General features: G+C 71.9%; 19 protein-coding genes. 12 read left to right on the top strand and 7 right to left on the bottom strand.

Annotation, left to right across the window (positions count from 1 at the left end; genetic code table 11):
* Window positions 1-63 precede the first annotated feature (63 nt).
* The 7 genes from AB0878_RS03220 to AB0878_RS03250 all read left to right on the top strand — a co-directional run bounded on the left by AB0878_RS03220 (window position 64) and on the right by AB0878_RS03250 (window position 4350).
* Window positions 64-561, top strand: a complete 498-nt coding sequence (locus AB0878_RS03220) for a pyridoxamine 5'-phosphate oxidase family protein (protein WP_366576013.1) — start codon at window positions 64-66, stop codon at window positions 559-561.
* A gap of 96 nt (window positions 562-657) precedes the next feature.
* The gene (locus AB0878_RS03225) at window positions 658-1065 is read left to right on the top strand and encodes a YciI family protein (protein WP_366576015.1); all 408 of its coding nucleotides are present in this window, start codon (window positions 658-660) and stop codon (window positions 1063-1065) included.
* On the top strand, window positions 1062-2219 hold the full coding sequence (locus AB0878_RS03230; protein ID WP_366576017.1) for a DUF6596 domain-containing protein: 1158 nt from the start codon (window positions 1062-1064) through the stop codon (window positions 2217-2219). Before AB0878_RS03225 ends, AB0878_RS03230 begins: the two co-directional genes overlap by 4 nt.
* Before the next feature lie 345 nt (window positions 2220-2564).
* The gene (locus tag AB0878_RS03235) at window positions 2565-2951 is read left to right on the top strand and encodes a VOC family protein (protein WP_366576018.1); all 387 of its coding nucleotides are present in this window, start codon (window positions 2565-2567) and stop codon (window positions 2949-2951) included.
* A 5-nt stretch (window positions 2952-2956) separates the two neighbouring features.
* On the top strand, window positions 2957-3274 hold the full coding sequence (locus tag AB0878_RS03240) for a metalloregulator ArsR/SmtB family transcription factor (protein WP_366576020.1): 318 nt from the start codon (window positions 2957-2959) through the stop codon (window positions 3272-3274).
* 35 nt (window positions 3275-3309) lie between these two features.
* Window positions 3310-3723 (top strand): SRPBCC domain-containing protein, encoded by a 414-nt coding sequence (locus tag AB0878_RS03245; protein ID WP_353074175.1) that lies wholly within the window; start codon window positions 3310-3312, stop codon window positions 3721-3723.
* Between the two features lie 21 nt (window positions 3724-3744).
* Window positions 3745-4350 carry a TetR/AcrR family transcriptional regulator gene (locus AB0878_RS03250; protein ID WP_366576022.1) on the top strand — a complete coding sequence of 202 codons (606 nt, stop codon included), beginning with the start codon at window positions 3745-3747 and terminating at the stop codon, window positions 4348-4350.
* On the opposite strand, the gene AB0878_RS03255 is transcribed toward AB0878_RS03250, so the two are convergent.
* The gene (locus tag AB0878_RS03255; protein WP_366576024.1) at window positions 4318-5136 is read right to left on the bottom strand and encodes an SGNH/GDSL hydrolase family protein; all 819 of its coding nucleotides are present in this window, start codon (window positions 5134-5136) and stop codon (window positions 4318-4320) included. The genes AB0878_RS03250 and AB0878_RS03255 overlap by 33 nt on opposite strands.
* Before the next feature lie 125 nt (window positions 5137-5261).
* On the opposite strand from AB0878_RS03255, the gene AB0878_RS03260 reads away from it, so the two are divergent.
* Entirely contained in the window at window positions 5262-6152 is an 891-nt protein-coding gene (locus AB0878_RS03260) for a trypsin-like serine protease (RefSeq protein ID WP_366576026.1), read from the top strand.
* A 1-nt stretch (window position 6153) separates the two neighbouring features.
* Here AB0878_RS03260 and AB0878_RS03265 read toward each other — a convergent pair whose 3' ends face one another.
* Window positions 6154-6678, bottom strand: a complete 525-nt coding sequence (locus tag AB0878_RS03265) for a CGNR zinc finger domain-containing protein (RefSeq protein WP_366576027.1) — start codon at window positions 6676-6678, stop codon at window positions 6154-6156.
* A gap of 25 nt (window positions 6679-6703) precedes the next feature.
* Here AB0878_RS03265 and AB0878_RS03270 point away from each other — a divergent pair, with 25 nt between their 5' ends.
* The gene (locus AB0878_RS03270; protein ID WP_366576029.1) at window positions 6704-6889 is read left to right on the top strand and encodes a hypothetical protein; all 186 of its coding nucleotides are present in this window, start codon (window positions 6704-6706) and stop codon (window positions 6887-6889) included.
* Here the strand turns inward: AB0878_RS03270 and AB0878_RS03275 are convergent.
* Together AB0878_RS03275 and AB0878_RS03280 are read right to left on the bottom strand one after the other, a co-directional pair.
* Window positions 6867-7670 (bottom strand): pentapeptide repeat-containing protein, encoded by an 804-nt coding sequence (locus AB0878_RS03275; protein ID WP_366576031.1) that lies wholly within the window; start codon window positions 7668-7670, stop codon window positions 6867-6869. The genes AB0878_RS03270 and AB0878_RS03275 overlap by 23 nt on opposite strands.
* A 100-nt stretch (window positions 7671-7770) precedes the next feature.
* The gene (locus AB0878_RS03280; RefSeq protein ID WP_366576033.1) at window positions 7771-8475 is read right to left on the bottom strand and encodes a TetR/AcrR family transcriptional regulator; all 705 of its coding nucleotides are present in this window, start codon (window positions 8473-8475) and stop codon (window positions 7771-7773) included.
* A gap of 124 nt (window positions 8476-8599) precedes the next feature.
* On the opposite strand from AB0878_RS03280, the gene AB0878_RS03285 reads away from it, so the two are divergent.
* On the top strand, window positions 8600-9085 hold the full coding sequence (locus AB0878_RS03285; RefSeq protein WP_366576035.1) for an SRPBCC family protein: 486 nt from the start codon (window positions 8600-8602) through the stop codon (window positions 9083-9085).
* Between the two features lie 17 nt (window positions 9086-9102).
* On the opposite strand, the gene AB0878_RS03290 is transcribed toward AB0878_RS03285, so the two are convergent.
* Window positions 9103-10347: a tyrosine-type recombinase/integrase gene (locus AB0878_RS03290; protein WP_366576037.1), complete on the bottom strand. Its 1245-nt coding sequence runs from the start codon at window positions 10345-10347 to the stop codon at window positions 9103-9105.
* 148 nt (window positions 10348-10495) lie between these two features.
* Between AB0878_RS03290 and AB0878_RS03295 the strand changes: the two genes are divergently transcribed.
* Window positions 10496-11581, top strand: a complete 1086-nt coding sequence (locus tag AB0878_RS03295) for a response regulator receiver protein (RefSeq protein WP_366576039.1) — start codon at window positions 10496-10498, stop codon at window positions 11579-11581.
* Between the two features lie 265 nt (window positions 11582-11846).
* The gene (locus AB0878_RS03300) at window positions 11847-13271 is read left to right on the top strand and encodes a selenium-binding protein SBP56-related protein (protein ID WP_366576041.1); all 1425 of its coding nucleotides are present in this window, start codon (window positions 11847-11849) and stop codon (window positions 13269-13271) included.
* 9 nt (window positions 13272-13280) lie between these two features.
* Here the strand turns inward: AB0878_RS03300 and AB0878_RS03305 are convergent, their stop codons facing one another.
* Window positions 13281-14030 (bottom strand): hypothetical protein, encoded by a 750-nt coding sequence (locus AB0878_RS03305; protein ID WP_366576043.1) that lies wholly within the window; start codon window positions 14028-14030, stop codon window positions 13281-13283.
* 17 nt (window positions 14031-14047) lie between these two features.
* Window positions 14048-15538, bottom strand: coding sequence for an amidase (locus AB0878_RS03310; RefSeq protein WP_366576045.1), 1491 nt, complete (start codon window positions 15536-15538; stop codon window positions 14048-14050).
* Between the last annotated feature and the right edge of the window lie 17 nt (window positions 15539-15555).

Genomic DNA, 15555 nt, shown 5'->3' on the forward strand with positions numbered 1-15555 from the left:
GGAACCCGGGCGTGACTCCGTCCCCGCGGCGAACACAGACCGAGCCTCACCGAGGAGACCCCCGTGGACCGCAGCGAGATCACCGAGATCCTCAACCGCCCGCTCAGCCAGGACCTGCTGGCGCGCGACCTGACCCGCCTGGCCTACGTCGCCCAGGACGGGACACCGCGCACCGTGCCGATCGGGTTCGCCTGGAACGGCACCGAGATCGTCATGTGCACCACCAAGAACGCGCCGAAGCTCCCTTCGCTGCGCGCCAACCCGATGGTCGCGCTCACCATCGACACCGAGGTGCACCCGCCGAAGATCCTGCTCATCCGCGGCCGCGCGGAGCTGGACGTCGTCGACGGGATCCCCGAGGAGTACCTGCGGATGAACGGCTCCTACGAGATGACCGCCGAACAGCGCGTCGAGTGGGAGGCCGAGGTCCGCTCGCTCTACGACGGCATGGTCCGGATCGTCGTGACCCCGACCTGGGTGAAGCTCATCGACTTCGAGACCACCCTGCCCAGCGCCGTCGAAGAGCTCGTCAAGCAGCGCGCCGAGCGTCAGCACGCCTAGAAGATTTCCGCCGCCGGATGTCGGGAACCCGCGAACGGCTGCGTCCCCCTACCGAACCCGGCCAGAATGGGCCGGACCACACCGAGGAGAACGACGATGGCCAAGTACCTGCTGCTCAAGCACTACCGCGGCGCGCCGGCCGCGGGCAACGACGTGCCGATGAACCAGTGGACCCCCGACGAGGTCACTGCCCACGTGCAGTACCAGCGCGACTTCGCGGCCAAGCTCCAGAGCACCGGCGAGTTCGTGGACAGCCAGGCGCTCTCGCAGGAAGGCACGTGGGTCAGCTCCGGCGGCGAGGGCCGGCCGCCGGTCACCGACGGACCGTTCGCGGAGACCAAGGACCTCATCGCCGGCTGGGTGATCATCGACGTCGAGTCCCACGAGCGCGCGGTCGAGCTCGCCGGCGAGCTGTCCGCGGCGCCGGGTGCGGGCGGCAAGCCGGTCCAGGAGTGGCTCGAGGTGCGCCCGTTCTACGGCGAGTGCCCCGCCATCACCGAATGACGGTGCCGGTGGACGAGACCCTGCTGCGGACCCTCACCCCGGCGGTGATCGGGATCCTCGGCCGCCGCGGAGCCGATTTCGCGGCGGCCGAGGACGCGGTGCAGGAAGCCCTGGTGGAGGCCGTGCGCGTGTGGCCGGACGACCCGCCGCGTGACCCGAAGGGCTGGCTGGTCACCGTCGCGTGGCGCAAGTTCCTCGACGCCGCGCGCGCCGACTCCTCGCGCCGCAACCGGGAACTGCGCGCGGACGAGGAGCCGGAACCGGGCCCGAGCGAGGTCGCCGACGACACGCTGCAGCTGTACTTCCTGTGCACGCACCCGTCGCTGACCCCGGCTTCGGCCGTCGCGCTCACGTTGCGCGCGGTCGGCGGGCTGACCACGCGGCAGATCGCGCAGGCCTACCTCGTGCCCGAGGCGACGATGGGCCAGCGCATCACCCGGGCCAAGAAGACCGTGGCGGGCGTGCGTCTGAACCGGGCCGGCGACGTCGCCACGGTTCTGCGGGTGCTGTACCTGGTTTTCAACGAGGGCTACTCCGGGGACGTCGACCTCGCCGCCGAGGCCATCCGGCTCACCCGCCAGCTGGCCGCTCGGATCGACCACGAGGAAGTCGCGGGCCTGCTCGCCCTGATGCTGCTCCACCACGCCCGCCGCCCCGCGCGGACCAGCACCGACGGCCGGCTCGTCCCGCTGGCCGAACAGGACCGCAGCCAGTGGGACACGCGCCTGATCGCCGAGGGCGTCGACATCCTGCAGGCCGCGCTCGCGCGCGACCGCCTGGGCGAGTTCCAAGCCCAGGCCGCGATCGCCGCGCTGCACGCCGACGCCCAGTCGGCCGAGGAGACCGACTGGGTGCAGATCGTCGAGTGGTACGACGAGCTGGTGCGCCTCACCGACAGCCCGGTGGCCCGCCTCAACCGAGCCGTCGCGGTCGGCGAAGCCGACGGTCCCCGCGCAGGCCTGGCCGCGCTCGCCGAACTCGACCCCACCCTGCCCCGCCACACCGCGGCGTCGGCCTACCTCCACGAACGCGCCGGCGACCCCGCCACCGCGGCCCACCTCTACGCCGAAGCCGCCGCGGCCGCCCCCAACCTGCCCGAACGCGACCACCTCACCCGGCAGGCCGCCCGGCTGAACTCCCGGCTGCGCGAGTGACGCCGCGTCGTTGAGACTGGTCGGCCAGGACATCGCGTAGACGTCGCGGTAGAGCTCAACCCGCGGCAGGTCACGTCGCCGCCCTGCCCGGCGAAGTGGCCGGGCCGCGGCGCGCGCGACCCACGTGCCCTTCACCAGCGAGCGCCCCGCGACTTCTCGATCGCCGTGCGCATAGCCTGCGACCGAGAAGTCGGCCGCGAGCTCAGTGGCCCAGTGCCGCTCCGGCGATCCCACTCCGGCGATGGCGATGTTGCGCGCGTGCGCCCTCCGAATCCGTGCTCACCCCCTCTGGCGCGGCGCACTGCGGGTTGACACGTAGGATTTCTCCTACCTATTGTTTCCGGCATGACCGTCTCCCGTATCCAGTTCGTCACCGTGCCGGTGGCCGACCAGGCGAAAGCGCGCGACTTCTACGTCGAGAAGCTCGGGTTCGAGGTCGTGGTCGATCGCGGCGGGCCGGCCGGGCGGTTCGTGATGGTGGCGCCGAAGGGGGCGCAGACCGGTCTGGTGCTGGTCGACTACCCGATCTCCGGCGTCACGCTCACCGGGCCGCTGCACTTCCAGCTCGACACCACCGACCTCGACGCCGACGTGGCCGCGTTGCGCGGCCACGGGATCGAGGTCCCCGAGCCGCAGGTGATGCCGTGGGGTCGCGCGACCTCGTTCCGCGACCTCGACGGCAACGGTGTCGGCCTGCTCGAGCCGTCGGCGTTCGGCAACCGGCCGGGCTGAGCGGCGTGCCGGTCAACGACGACGTCTTCGCCGCGCTCGCCAACCCGGCGCGGCGCGAGGTGCTGCGGATGCTGCTGGAGGGCCCGATGGCCGCCGGTGATCTGGCCGGGCGCTTCGACATGCGCCGGCCCAGCCTGTCGGAGCACCTGCGCGTGCTGCGGGAGGCCGGACTGGTCACCGAGCAGCGTGCCGGGCGCAACCGCGTCTACTCCCTCGAAGCCGCACCGCTGGAGGAAGTGACGACGTGGCTGCACCCGTTCGAGCAGTTCTGGCGCACCAAGCTCACCAACCTGCGTGACCTGCTCGACGAGGAGGACCTGTGACCGAGGCCGTGCCGAACGCGGAAGTCCCGACGGCCGTGCACGTCGACCAGTTCCTGCCGCACCCCGCGCGCAAGGTCTGGCGCGCGCTCACCGAACCGGAGCTGCTGGAACGCTGGCTCACGATGCCCAACGACATCAAACCCGTGGTGGGACACCGGTTCGAGCTGCTCGCTCAGCCCGTGCCGGCGGCCGGGTTCGCGGGCGGGCCGGTGCAGTGCGAGGTGCTCGTGGCCGACCCCGAACGCGAGCTGAGCATCAAGTGGGGTCCGAAGTGGACGGTCACGTGGCGGCTCGTGCCGGAGGGCACCGGCACCCGGCTGTTCCTCAGCCACGAGGGCTTCGACCCGGACGACGAGTTCGAGCGCGTCTCCCGCCGGATCATGGGCGGCGGCTGGCGCTCGCACGTGCCGCGAGCCCTGGAACGCGTGCTCAGCGCGCTGCCCGGCTGAACCCGGCTACGATCAGGCACCGTGACGGAGTCCAAACCGCTGCGCGCCGACGCCCGGCGCAACCGGGCCAAAGTGCTCGAAGCCGCGGAGACGGTGTTCGCGGCCAAAGGCACGGGCGCCCCGACCGAAGAGGTCGCACGCGAGGCCGGCGTGGGCGTCGGCACGGTGTTCCGGCACTTCCCGACGAAGGAAGCACTGCTCGAAGCGGTGCTCTACGCACGGCTGCACCGCTTCGTCGACGAGGCCGAGGCGGTCGTCGCGCAGGACTCACCCGACGCCGGCGCCGCGTTCTTCACGTTCCTGACCAGCTGGATCGAGATGTCCAGCGCGAAAAACGCCTACTTCGAAGCCCTCAGCGCCGCCGGCATCCACGTGCCACAGGCCGGCTCGGACGTCGCCACCCGACTGCTGGAGGCGCTCGGCGTGCTGCTGCGCCGCGCGCAGGACGCCGACGCGGTGCGCGCCGACCTCACCGTGGCCGAGCTGATCCCGGTGATCATCGGCACGGCCAAGGCCGCCGAGCACATCGGTGCCGACTGCGCCCTGCGCGACCGCGTGGTCGCGATCCTCTTCGACGGCCTGCGCCCCGCCTTGTCAGCCGCGCACGCGCCGCGCGTCGGCGCTTGATCCGAGCGTGCCTGATCCGAGTGCACCGGACCCGAACGGCTCCAGCACGGGGCGTTTCGGGCTCATCGTGTCGCCGGACGACTCGCCCCGCAGGCGGCGCTGAACCCACGGCCACGCGTGCTCGCGGCTCCAACGCAGGTTCTCCTCCCGGCGTTCGCGGGCCGACAGGCGCGGGCGCGGCCCCAGCTCGGCCGAGGTGAGGTCGTGGGGGACCCCCAGCACGCCGAGGACCGCGATGGCGACCTCGAGGTGGCCGCGGGAGTTGAGGTGCAGGCGGTCGGGTGCCCAGAGCCGCCGGTCGCGCAGCTGCCGCATCGACCACATGTCCACCAGTAGCGTGCCGTGGCGGGCGGCGATGCCGCGCACGTTCTCGTTGTAGATCGCGACGCGCCCCCGCATCTGCCGGAACAACGCGTCTTCGACCCCGTCGACGCCGGTGAACAGCACGACCCGCGCACCGGTGCCGCGCAGCCGGGCGACGGCGAGCTCGTAGGAGTCGGTCAGCGCGTCGATGTCGACCTTCGGGCGCATCAGGTCGTTGCCGCCCGCGTAGAGCGTGACCAGGTCCGGTTCCATCGCGATCGCCGGCTCGACCTGCTCGGCGAGCACCTGGGGCAGCAGCTTCCCGCGGATGGCGAGGTTGGCGTAGCGGAAGTCCGGCTCACGGGCGCCCAGCACGTCGGCGACGCGGTCGGCCCAGCCGCGCACGCCGTTCGGCGCGGCGGGATCGTCGTCGCCGACACCTTCGGTGAAGGAATCGCCCAGGGATACCAAGCGGTTGGTCATAACGGGAACCCTAATGCAGCCCGAAACGTCCCTTGATCGGCTGCGGTGTCACAGAGTGACGAGATTCGCTGAGATTTCTCCACGGATGGATGAACTTCTTGGGGTCTCCGTCCGTTGTTGCGAGTGTGAAGTCACGATCCGGTCACCGTCGTTCCCGGCACGGCGCGCTGGCACTCGCCATCGTCGCTGGTGCGGGCCTCGCCGGCGGCTACGTCACCGTCCAGAAGGGTGCGGCCGCGTCCGCCGAGGGGCACGCCGACACGGCCGAAGTCGCGCACACGCGCGCGGGCGCCGCCGGGCAGGGCTCGTCGGCTCAGCCCGACGCGGCGCCCAGCAGCACGGCGCCGGCTCTGCCGCCGAGTGTGATGCCGTTCAACGCGAAACTCACGTCGAAGGACATCCCCGTCGAAGGCGGCGGCGTGCGCGGCGGAGGCTGCAGCGGTTCGCTGATCGCGCCGGACTGGATCATCACGGCCGGGCACTGCTTCCACGACCTCGACGGCACCCGCGTCGGCGGCGCGCCGCAGTACCACATGACGGTGGCGGTCGGGAAGATCAACGACGACGACCCGCGCGGGCACGTGGTGCAGGCGGTGGACGTGCGCCAGTCGCCGGTCAACGACCTCGCGCTGGTCAAGCTCAGCGCCCCGATCACGGACATCGCGCCGCTGACGCTGCCGACCGGTCCGCCGAAGGTCGGCGAGGACGTCGACTTCGTGGGCTGGGGCTCGCTCTCGGCCACCGTCGTCGCGCCGGCCGACCACATGAAACGCGGCCACTTCGAGGTCAGCGACATCCGCCACACCGAGCTCGACATGAGCCCGCGGGAGGCGCGCACCGTCGAGAACAGCCCGTGTCACGACGACTCGGGCTCACCGTTTTTCGTCCCCGAGGGCGACCAGAAGGGCCGGCTGGTGGCGGTCGAGGACAACGGCCCGGACTGCCCCCAGCCCGGCGTGGAGACCACTGCGCGCGTGGACACGATCCTCGACTGGATCCACGAGCAGATGAGCTGAGTCAGGCGCTGAGCTGCCGGGCCCGGTGGTCGGCGACGTTGACCCGGGTGCCACACCGCGTCGAGCAGAACCGGCGGCGGCCGTTGCGCGAGGTGTCCACGAACGCGATCCCGCAGCCCTCGCGCGCGCACAGGCCGAAGCGGTCGGGTGCTTCGCACACCAGGTGGGCGAGCCCGCCGGCCGAGTGCGCCTGCACGCGTTCCACTGCCCCCGCGTCCTCACTCGCGTAGTGCAGGTGCGGGGGCTTGCCGTCGTGGCCGGAGATGTGCGGGCGCACGGCCGCGGTGGCGAGCAACCGGTTCACGAGCCCGATCCGATCTGCGCTGCCGGCCGCGAAGACTTCACGCAGCCGCCGGCCCCAGTCGAGGATCCGGGCGCCTTCGTCGTCGGTGAGCCCGGTCAGCATCATGCCGTGGGCGCGGCAGGTGTCCAGCACGTCGTCCGCCGGGACGCCGTCGTCCCGGACCAGAGTGGCGAGCGCCGCGGCCACCTGCGCGCCGGAGCCGCCGTAAGGGTTGAAGTGCACTGACTCATTACAGCACGATCGGCGCATGGATGAGAACCGTTGCCCCCGTTGTGGCTGGCCGCTGGCCGAACTGCCCCCGTCCGCCGTCGTGCCCGGCTCACGCGGCAGCCGGGCCGACTACGTCCGCTGCCTGTGCGGCAGCTGGGTCGCGCGGCTCGGTGGCGTGGTGGTCGGGTCGACGCGCCCGGCTACCAGTGGGCGGGCCGGCTGAGGCGCTCGGTGAGCCGGGTCGTGGCGTCGCCGCGGGCGGCGTTGACCTGCGACTGCGTGAGGAACAGGCACGCGGTGAGGTCCGCCCCGCGGACGTCGGCGTCGCGCAGGTCCGCCCCGATCAGGTCGGCCTGGCGCAGATCGGCGCGGCGCAGGTCCGCGGCGATGAGGTAGGCGCCGCGCAGGTTCGTGCCCCGCAGGTCCGCGTTCGCGAGCCTCGCTCCGATGAGATCGGCGCCGCGGCGGTCCTTCTTCTTGCCGCGCACCCCGCCCCGCACGAGCCGGCTCGTGGCCTGCAGCAGCACGTCCACGCGGGCGCGCTGCCCGGCGACGTCCACGGCGAGCAGGGTGTCCGGGTCGGTCAGCGTCAGCGCTTGAGTCTCGCCGAGCGCGGTGTCGAGTTCGGTGTGCAGCTCCCGCGTGACGTCGAGGGACCGCGCTTCGGTGAGGTACCAGAGCAGTTCGTGCAGCTGGCGCATCACGGGCAGCGCGGCGAACATCTGCTTCGCACCGCCCGGTTCGCTGCGCCAGTCCCGCCCGCCGAACGTGATCTGTGAGATCTTCTGCCCGGCGCCGAAACAGTCGTAGACGGTGCAGCCGGAGAATCCCTTGTCCCGCAAGCGGTCGTGGATGCCGCAGCCGAACTCCGGCTCGAGGTTCGGGCACGGGTCGCCGGCGGCCTTGTCCATCGCGAAGTCCGCGGAGCGGGTGAAGGTGAGGGCGACGCAGCAGAGCCCGAAGCAGCTGCCGCAGTCGGCGGTGAGCGGATCGTGGTGGGGCAAGTGTTCTCCAGGCTGCGGGGTTGCTGCCAGCGTATCGGCGGCGCTTTCGCCGCTCGGCGCAACGGGTGTGCAGCGCGCCGGGCGGGCGGTGGCTCCTCGGTCAGGGCACCCAACCGGCCGGTTTGTCCGGGGAGAAGTAGGCGGCGAACATGTCGAGGGCGGGTTCGACCAGGCGGGCGTACCGGCCCTCGTCGAAGCCGGCGTGCTGATCGTTGCCCAGCTGGAGCGAGCCGACGCCGGCGCCGAGGGCGATGAACAGCCCGACGCCCCGCTCCGAGGCGGCCGCCGGGTGCAGCTCGTGGCGGTCGACGGCCGCGGCGAACGCTCGCGTGGTCAGCTCCTGTACCGCCAAGCTGGGCCGATACGCCCGCGCCGACGGCTCGAACCCCGGCACCGCCGGGAGGAACAGCAGCTGGGACAAGGCCGGGTGGTCGACCGAGAACCGGACCGTGGCGGCGGCGATCGCGCGCAGGGCCGCCCAGCCCTCCGGCACGGCCGCGACCGCCGTCCGGACGACGTCCAGGTGCTGCTCCATTCCCCGTTCGAACAGCGCGTTGTACACCGCGAGCCGCGAGTCGAAGTACTGGTAGAGCGACGACTGCCGCAACCCGACCCGTCGCGCCACCTCCGACAGGTTGAGCGCGGCGGCGCCCTGCTCGGTCACGACGTCGAGCGCCGCGTCGAGGATCTCGTCGATCGCTTGCAGCCGCAGCCGCTCACGCCGGCCCGCCGGTGGCGAGGCGTGGCGAGGGCCGCCGTCGGCGTCGAGGCCGGCCGAGCCGGGATGCGGGTTGAAAGATCCCATGACTTGCAGCGTAGACAGCCCGATAGGCTATCGGCCACACTATGGCCTATCGGAACCGCCGTCGACGAGTGTCGAGAGGCTGGTCGAGCGGCGGTGAGAACGCTTCTGCTCCCGGGAGGGGACGATGGGCGAGCTCACTCGCGACGAGGTGCACCGGCACGTCGAAGCCGACCCTCGGACGCTGTACGACCTGGTGTCGGACGTGACCCGGTCGCCCGAGTGGAGTCCGGAGGTGATCGAGTGCCGCTGGCTCGACGGTGCGAGCAGTGCCGCGGTGGGCGCCACGTTCGTCGCCCGCAACAAGCGGCGCTGGTTCACCTGGTCGAACAAGCCGGTCGTCGAAGTCGCCGATCCGGCGCGGGAGTTCGGCATCCGCCGCACCGAACGCGGCGGCGGCAGCATCCGGTGGCGGTACGTGTTCCGCCCGGATGGGACCGGTACCGCGGCGATCGAGTCCTACGAGGTCGTCGAATCCGTGCCGCGGGGCCTGCACGTGATCCTGCGGGTGTTCTTCGGGGTCCGGGATCTGGAGGCCGACCTCAACGCGAACATGCGCGTGAGTCTGGAGCGGCTTGCGCGGATCGCCGAACGAGAATCCGCCAAGGCCTGACTCGCCACGACCGCACGTCAGCCGGTGCCGGTGTCGTCGGGGAACCAGCTGGCCGCGACCAGGTCGACGGCGCTGCGTTCCGGGGCGCGGGCGGCGTGGTCGTAGGTCTGCTGGGTGGTGTCGATGCTGCTGTGGCCGACGTCGGCCTGCACGTGGACCAGCTGGGCGCCCGCTTCCACGGCAGTGGTGACGTAGAAGTGGCGCAGCGCGTGGGGGTGCATGGCGCCGGCGATGGGTTCGAGTTCGGTGCCGCCGGTGGCGGTGATGCGGCGGAGCAGCTGCCAGATCGCCTGGCGTTGGTAGCGGTTGCCGGTGCGGGTCTGCAGGAGAGGTGACGGTGGGGCGTGACGCGCCTGCATGCGGCGTTCGACCGTGGTCTCGCGTGAGGCGGCCGCGGTGTCGCGGGCGGAGAGGTAGCTCATAAGCGCGTTCTCCGCCGGGACGCTCAGGTAGACCACGCGCGTCTTGCCGCCCTTGCCGAGCACGCGCAGGGCGCGGCGGCCGCGGGTGACGTGCAGGTCGGAGCGGTCCAGCCCGCACAGTTCGCTCACGCGCAGCCCCAGCGTGAACAGCGCGACCACGGCCACCGCGCGTGCCGTGTCCAAGGGACTCGCGCCGCGGCGGGGGGTGCCGGCGGCGGTGTAGAGGGCGCGGACCTGGCGCGTGGTGAGCGTGACGGTGCCGGACGTGCTGCTCGCGGCCGTGGCGAGGCCGAGCCGGCGGCGGTTGAGCGCGGCGGGGTTTCCGGTGACGAGGCCGGTGTCGGCGAGGTAGCCGTAGAGCGCTTTGACGGTGGCGAGCATCCGGTCGCGCGTCGCGGGTGCGGCGTCGGCGGTGGCGAGGGTGTCGAGCCAGCTCTTGACGTCAGCCGAGGTCGCGGCCATCGGGTCGAGGCCACGGGTGACGCACCAGCGGAACCAGTGGTGCGCGCGCAGCCGGCCGCGGGGTGCGGGCGGGGGAGCGGTGGCCGTGGCCGGGCTCGGGGTGAGGCGGAGTGCGTCGGCGTAGTGGAGGACGGCGGTTCGCCAGGTGTCGAGGTGACGGCCCGGTTCGGCCCACTCGGCGAGGTCGGCCGCCGTGACGGGCAGGCCGAGTCCTTCGGCGTAGGTGCGGCGGGTGGCCTGGTTGCCGTAGCCGGCGAGCCACTCCGCGATCGCGTCGAGCAGCGCGGCGGGGTCTTCGACGCCCGGCCAGACGTCGTGGTCGGCCGAGAGGGGGTACCCAGTTTTCGAGCCGGTTCCGAGGCTCACGATCTCACTCACAGCAGCCGGTTCCGTCACTCTCCGTCGACCGATCATCTTCTCGGGTAGCTTAGCAACAAAAGCTCTGTTCTGTAGCTGACCTGGGTATTAAGTTAGATAACTACAACCTCGGTTATCGGTTACATAACCAATCGGATAGGGTTCAGGGGTGACTGAAGGAGCTGTGATCGAGGACCGGACGGCCGCGCTGTGCGGGTTCAGGCAGTGCCGGGCGCCGTTGCCGCCGCCGGGGCCGCGCGGGGGCCGGCCGTTCGAGTTCTGTCCGGACCGCCGCTGGCCCGGAGACCGCACGTGCAAGCAGCTCGCCGCCGCCGACCAGGCGCTGCGGGAAGCACTGGGCGGCTCGGTCTCCCACGCCGGGCTGACGGACGCGGCCGCGGAGTTCGTGCGCGCCGCCACGGAACTGGGCGGGCCGCTGCAGACGCTGCGCAACGCCCTCGACAGCGTCGCCGCCCGCGCGCAGGACGAGGTGACCTCCGCGCTCACCCGCGCGGAAACCGCGGAAGCCCGCGCCACCGAAGCCGACGGCCTGCGCCAAGCCGCCGAAGCCCGCGCACTGGAGGCCGAAGAAGCCACCGCCGCCGCCCAGGCTCACGCCCAGGAACAGGTCGAGCTGGCGAAAGCCGCGCAGGAAACCGCCGCGCAAGCGGTGAAAGCCCGCAAGACGGCCGAGCTCGACCAGGCCCGTGCCGAAGCGGCCGCCACCGCCGCGGCCGAACGCGCCGACCAGGCCGCCACCGACGTCTGCTCCGAACGCTCCCGTGCCGACGCTCTCGCCGCGGAGCTCGCCCAGCGCTCGGAGCAGCTCGCCGTCCGCACCACCGAACGCGACGCCGCGCTCACGAACCTCGCGCAGTCCCGCGCCCGTGAGGAGGAGGTCCGCCGGGACCTCACGGGCCGGCTCGACCAGACCACCGAGACACTCGCCGTCGCCCGGGCTTCCCTCGGGGACCTGGAGCAACGCCTGGACGCTGCCCACCAGCACCAGCGCACGGAATCCGCTGCCTCAGCCGAAGCCCTCGCCGAGGAACGCAGCCGGGCTGCCGTCCTGGCCGGCCGGCTGGACGCGGCCCACGAACAGCTGACTTGCGCCGCGGAGCACCACAACGGCCTGCGATCCCGGCTCGAGCGCGTGCACCGGCTCGCGCTGGTGACCCCCACCGAGAACACCGACCTGCGCGCCGACCTGCTGGCGGAACTGCTCGACCTGCCCGGGGAAACCCCTCGGCCCTGACCGTGAAGTTTCACCCTCGCGCCGCCTGGCCACCGTGGTGACTGCCCGCTCGGGCACCTGCCGCAGGCGGCCTGGACCGGCCGTTTTCCCTTGCGCGGCCAAGGGAAAACGCGAGCAGCATGCTGCTGCCGCACCGCGTGAGCAGCGGCCCGGCAGCTCTCGCGGAGCCCGCGCCGATGCCGTCTGACGTGCGCGTTCATGCCTTGCGGCCCCGACGGCACGCGCGGGACATTGGCCGCGGGGAATCGGACACGGGAGGCAGAACGTGACGACGGGACAGTCAGCACAGGCACAGACCGATCCGACCTTCTACCGCAGCCCCGGCGACGCGATCGCGGCCCCGCCGGAGACGCTCGCCTATGTCGTGGCGTTCGACCGGACGGCCGCCAAACCGGACGCCCTGGCGACGGTCGACGTGGATCCCGACTCGGGTACCTACGGCAGCGTGGTCGGCTGGTCGGAGCTGCCGGGCAGCGGCGACGAGCTGCACCACTTCGGGTGGAACGCGTGCAGCAGCGCGTTCGCCCACACCGGCCACGACACCGACGGCCTGCGCCGCCGGTTCCTGCTGCTGCCCGGGCTGCGTTCCTCGAACGTCCACGTCTTCGACACCCAGCCCGACCCGCGGCAGCCGGTCCTCCACAAGACGGTGACCGCGGCGGAGCTGGCCGAGAAGGCCGGGTACTCCCGTCCCCACACCTCCCACTGCGGGCCGGACGGGGTGTACTTGTCGTGCCTCGGCGCCGGCGAAGGCTCGGCCGGTCCGGGCGGCATCGCGCTGCTCGACCACGACACGTTCGACGTGGTGCGCGCGTGGGAGACCGAGCGGGGCCCGCAGTACCTGGCCTACGACGCGTGGTGGCACCTCAACCGGAACGTCCTGATCAGCAGCGAGTGGGGCACCCCCGCGATGATCGAGGACGGCATCGACCCGGAGCTGCTGCTGGGCCACAAGTACGGGCATTCGCTGCACTTCTGGGACCTGGCCGAGGGCCGGCACCTGCAGAGCGTCGACCTCGGTGAGCAGCACCAGATGGTGCTCGAGGTGCGTCCGTCGCACGACCCGGACGCCACGTGGGGGTTCGTCGGTGTGGTGGTGTCCACCGAGGACCTGTCGGCGTCGGTGTGGCGCTGGCACCTCGAAGGCGACACCTGGGCGGTGGACAAGGTGATCACCGTGCCCGCCGAGCCCGCCGACGCCGCCGACCTGCCGCCGGCGCTGCGGCCGTTCGGGGCCGTGCCGCCGCTGATCACCGACATCGGCCTCAGCGTGGACGACCGGTTCCTGTACGTGTCGTGCTGGGGCATCGGTGAGCTCAAGCAGTTCGACGTCAGCGACCCGGCCCACCCGAAGGAGACCGGCTCGGTGCGCCTCGGGGGCATCACCGGGCGGGTGCCGCACCCGTCCGCGCCGTCGCTGCAGCTCTCGGGTGGTCCCCAGATGGTCGAGGTGAGCCGCGACGGTCGCCGGATCTACGTCACCAACTCCCTCTACGGCGCCTGGGACGACCAGTTCTACCCGGACGGTGTCGGGGCCTGGATGGCGAAGCTCGAGACCGATCCCGTCCGCGGCGGCCTGCGCGTCGACGGGAAGTGCTTCCTGCACGGCGAAGACTTCCGTGGCCTGCGGCCGCACCAGGTCCGGCTGGAGGGCGGGGACGCCTCGTCGGACTCGTACTGCTACCGCTGAGGGCCTTGGTCAGTTCGCGATTTCCGTGAAGGGCGAGTTGCAGAGACTGCACGTGATCGGCCCCAGCTCGAGAACCGACCGAGCGGCCCGGATGCGGCGCGGCTTGTCGCACCCGCACACCGCCGCCACGTAGTTCGGCCCACCGCGGTGAGCGCCGCGGCCGTCCACCGGCGCGATCACGACCGGAACCGGTGCCGGCACGACGACGTCGGGCTGGTCGGGATCCGTGGGCAGCGGTTCCGGAGCCCGCGCGCGGACCGCGACCTCCTGTTCGGTGTGCCGCCACACCGTCAACGCCCGTTCGAGAACGCGCAGGGAACCCGCGTAAGCGTCGATCGTCGCGGGCAGGGCGGTGGTGGCCGACCACCCGATCCGGTCCGCCTGCTCGGCCCGCACGCCCAGCTCGTGGGCGAGCGCCGCGAACCGCTTGTTGTGGTACCGGCCGTCGCTGACGTCGACGATGTCCCGGGTCGCGGCCAGGCCGTGCGCGGCTTCGTGCAACGTGGTGGCCAGGATTTCCGCGGCGGGGCGGCGCAGGCCTTCGGCACCGAGGAAGAACTCGGCGCGAGGGTCCTCGCCGGGGCCGACGTGCCAGCGGGAGCGGGCGAAGTGGCCGTGGATCTCGGTGGTGGTGCCCATCGTGCCGGACGCCAGGACGAGGATGGCGTCGGGCACGTCGGGGTGCCGGCTGCGGATTTCCGCCCACAGCTGTTCCATCGCGTGCATGACGCGGGTCGTCGGGCCGAGCTCGGGGGTCACGCCCGCGATCTTGCCGCTTAAGCGGTAAGCAGGCCACCGAGGGTGGGTAGTACGTCCTGCCTCGGGGCCTGGAAGCCGCCGATCTTCTGTTCGAGCAGTTCGGCCAGCCGCAGCGGGGTGCGGTCCTCGAACATCGGGCCGATGAGCTGGACCCCCACCGGCAGCCCCTCGGGGGACTGGCCCGCTGGTATCGCGGTGGCGGGCAGGCCGGGCATGGTGGCCAGGCCGGCCCAGACGAGCTGGTCGAAGTACGGGTACGCGGCGCCGTCGATGTCGATCCGGCGTTCGAGCGGATTGGGGTGGTGGTCGTGACCGAACGCCGGAGTCGGCGTGATCGGGCAGACCACGGCGTCGAACTCGGCGAAGAGCTGCCGCCAGCCGTGGCGGTGGAGCTCGCGGCGGTTGTTCACCTCGAGCCAGTCGCGGTGGCTCAACACCATGGCGCGCAACCGCGTCGCGTCGAGGCTCCGGTCGTCCGCGTTCAGTCCGGCCGCGCGGGTCTGCAGCTGCTCGTAGGCGTCGATCGGAAACCGTGCGACGGAGCCCGAAACCAGCAGCTGCATGTACAGCGTCGCGGCTTCGGCCAGGTCGGGCAGCAGCGGAGTTTGCCGTTCGACCCGGGCGCCGGCGTCGGAAAGTGCGTCGGCCACCCGGTTCACGCCCGCCCGCACCGCGGACCCGGTCGGGACGAGCGGGTGCTCGTCGAGGACCAGGACGCGGAAGTCACCGAGCCGTTCGTGGCGCGGGGGCGGCAGTGTCACGTTGTGCGCCTTGCCGTGGGTGAGCGGGTCCGGTCCGGCCATGACGTCGAGCAGGAGTGTGAGGTCACGGGCGGTGCGTGCCATCGGGCCGACGACGGCGAGGTCGAGGTCGACCGGCAAAGCCGGTGCCGGCGGCGCGACCATGCCACGGGTCGCGGCCAGTCCGAGTGTGGGTTTGTGCGCGTAAATGCCGCAGAAATGCGCGGGGGTGCGCAGTGAACCGGCGAGGTCGGAGCCGATGGACAGCGCGCAGAATCCGGACGCGAGGGCCGCCGCTGATCCGCCGGAGGATCCGCCCGCCGTGCGGTCGTGATTCCACGGATTGTGGGTGGTGCCGTAGATCTCGTTGAAGGTCTGGATGTCTTGCAGCCCCAAGGGCACATTGGTCTTGCCCAGCACGACCGCGCCCGCGGCCTTGAGCCGCGCCACCTGGACCGCGTCCTCGGCCGGCACGTAACCCCGGTGCTGCGGCATGCCCCAGGTCGTGGGCAGCCCGGCGATGTCGTAGGACTCCTTGACTGTCACCGGGATGCCGAGCAGCGGCCGGTCCTCGCCGCGAGCGCGCGCCTGGTCGGCATCGCGCGCGGCGGCTCGCGCACGGTCGAAGTCCGGCACGCAGATCGCGTTGATCACCTTGTCGTCGCGCTCGATCCGGGCGATCGCCTCGTCGGTCAGTTCCGCCGAGGTCACTTCACCGGCATGCAATGCGGCCGCCAGCTTTTCGGCCGGCTGAAAACTCCACTCCATGATTTCGACCCTAGGGG

It is taken from the genome of Amycolatopsis sp. NPDC047767, from assembly GCF_040704195.1.
Lineage (GTDB): Bacteria > Actinomycetota > Actinomycetes > Mycobacteriales > Pseudonocardiaceae > Amycolatopsis.

Excerpts from the sequence above, each read along its gene's own strand:
- AB0878_RS03225 (WP_366576015.1), top strand. The coding sequence starts at position 658 with ATGGCCAAGTACCTGCTGCTCAAGCACTACCGCGGCGCGCCGGCCGCG.
- AB0878_RS03230 (WP_366576017.1), top strand. The coding sequence starts at position 1,062 with ATGACGGTGCCGGTGGACGAGACCCTGCTGCGGACCCTCACCCCGGCG.
- AB0878_RS03235 (WP_366576018.1), top strand. The coding sequence starts at position 2,565 with ATGACCGTCTCCCGTATCCAGTTCGTCACCGTGCCGGTGGCCGACCAG.
- AB0878_RS03255 (WP_366576024.1), bottom strand. The coding sequence starts at position 5,136 with ATGACCAACCGCTTGGTATCCCTGGGCGATTCCTTCACCGAAGGTGTC.
- AB0878_RS03270 (WP_366576029.1), top strand. The coding sequence starts at position 6,704 with ATGGATGAGAACCGTTGCCCCCGTTGTGGCTGGCCGCTGGCCGAACTG.
- AB0878_RS03280 (WP_366576033.1), bottom strand. The coding sequence starts at position 8,475 with ATGGGATCTTTCAACCCGCATCCCGGCTCGGCCGGCCTCGACGCCGAC.
- AB0878_RS03285 (WP_366576035.1), top strand. The coding sequence starts at position 8,600 with ATGGGCGAGCTCACTCGCGACGAGGTGCACCGGCACGTCGAAGCCGAC.
- AB0878_RS03310 (WP_366576045.1), bottom strand. The coding sequence starts at position 15,538 with ATGGAGTGGAGTTTTCAGCCGGCCGAAAAGCTGGCGGCCGCATTGCAT.